At 66.7% G+C, this 1656-nt stretch carries 1 protein-coding gene; it reads left to right on the plus strand.

Annotated features, from left to right (window positions below; genetic code table 11):
• Positions 1 to 159: 159 nt before the first annotated feature.
• The gene (locus NFU81_RS02915; RefSeq protein ID WP_251484628.1) at positions 160 to 1569 is read left to right on the plus strand and encodes a glycoside hydrolase family 26 protein; all 1410 of its coding nucleotides are present in this window, start codon (positions 160 to 162) and stop codon (positions 1567 to 1569) included.
• The last annotated feature ends 87 nt before the right edge of the window (positions 1570 to 1656 follow it).

The raw sequence follows: 1656 nt of genomic DNA on the forward strand, positions 1-1656 counted from the left end.
GGGAACCCCGGCTGTCCCCGGCCGGGGTTCCCCCTCAGTAACCGTGCCCCGCAAGGTCAGGTGCGGTCGCTCTGAGTGAGGGCAGGATGGCCTGCCCGTTGCCCTGCTCAGCAGGCTGGATAGGGTCGCCGGACCGCCTTACGAGGAGATGTGAACGCCATGCGCAGACGAACATTCCTTACCGCCTCGGCCACTGCCACGCTGGCGGCAAAGGCGCCCTCGGCGAGTGCGAGCGCAGCCGCCGCGCCCCCGATCACCCCGACGCTCACCGCCCGTGATCCCCAGGCGTCACGGAACGCGCAGGCGGCCTACGCGTTCCTGGTCGCCTCGGAGAATGCCGCGCGCGCGGGCAACAGGCCGATGACGATCATCGGGCAGCACGTCGAAGCCCAGAACGAGCTCTACAACCCGCAGTACGGGGACGCGGGCGGTGCTACATACGTCGGTTACTACTACAAGAAGGCACAGGCCATCACCGGCAGGCTGCCGGGTTTCGTCGAGATCGACCTGGGGCCCGGGTACGGCAGCAGCAACGGCTGGGGCACCTTCACCCCGCGGTCCTACAACCAGAACCTCGGCCTCCCATCCGGGCAGAAGCAGTGGCAGTACGCCGATGACGCCGTTGACCTCGCCTTCGGCATCTGGAAGGGCCTGCCACGCGCTGCGGACGGCACCTACAACTACAGCGGCACCATGGTCGGCGCCGATGGCAGGATCTCCGAAGTGGCCAATGGCGGGGCCGCGGCGGGAATGGTCGGCGTCAGTTTCCATCAGCCCTATCCCGGTTCGTCACTCAAGGACTTCAGCCAGGTCCTTACCCAGGTCGCGGGCCGGCGACCGGGCGGCGTCGAGTACTACCCTCCCGCCACCATCAGCACCGACCAGGCGTGGTTCGACCTGGTCGTGGACTGGGCGGCCGACACCCCTCAGTACCGGGCGCTCTTGGCCGACCTGGAGATACTCGCCGCCGACCTCTCCTACTTCGCCGCCTACGACATCCCTGTACTGCTACGCCCGTACCACGAGATGAACGGCCCCTGGTTCTGGTGGGGAGGCAAGACACCGGCCACCTACAAGGAGCTGTGGTCCATCACCTACGACTACCTCGTCACGGCCAAGGGCCTCCACAACCTGATCTTCGTGTGGTCCCCCAGCGCCTGGACTCCCAACGGCACCAATGTGCCCTGGGACTACTACCCGGGCGCCGACCGCGTGGACATCGTCGCCGTCGACGACTACAACGCGAAGTACGGTGCCGCTGTCAGCACGCCGGAAAACCAGGACTTCACAAACATCTACTACAAGGGACTGGCCGATTACGCCAAACCCCGCATGCTGGCCGAGACCGGCAACGTCCCGATCACCGCCCCCACGGACGCAGCCCCTGCCACCAACGCGCTCACCGCCAGCCCGTGGGTGATCTGGAGCATTTGGGGAGACAGGCTCACCGCAAGCAACTCGAACACGGACGTGAAGGCCACCTACTACGCCACCAGCCAGGTCTGGACCGGGGGATCCGGCACGGGATACGGCCAGAACTTCAACTGGGGTTCGATTCACGCCCACTGACTCATCACCGCGGCGCCGATCCCGCCGACGAGACCTGAAGGGAGCGCGGGCAGGTGAGTGGGCGCATCCCGTCGGGATGCGCCCACT

It is taken from the genome of Actinacidiphila cocklensis (assembly GCF_907177275.1).
Classification (GTDB): Bacteria; Actinomycetota; Actinomycetes; order Streptomycetales; family Streptomycetaceae; genus Actinacidiphila; species Actinacidiphila cocklensis.

Excerpts from the sequence above, each read along its gene's own strand:
- NFU81_RS02915 (WP_251484628.1), top strand. The coding sequence starts at position 160 with ATGCGCAGACGAACATTCCTTACCGCCTCGGCCACTGCCACGCTGGCG.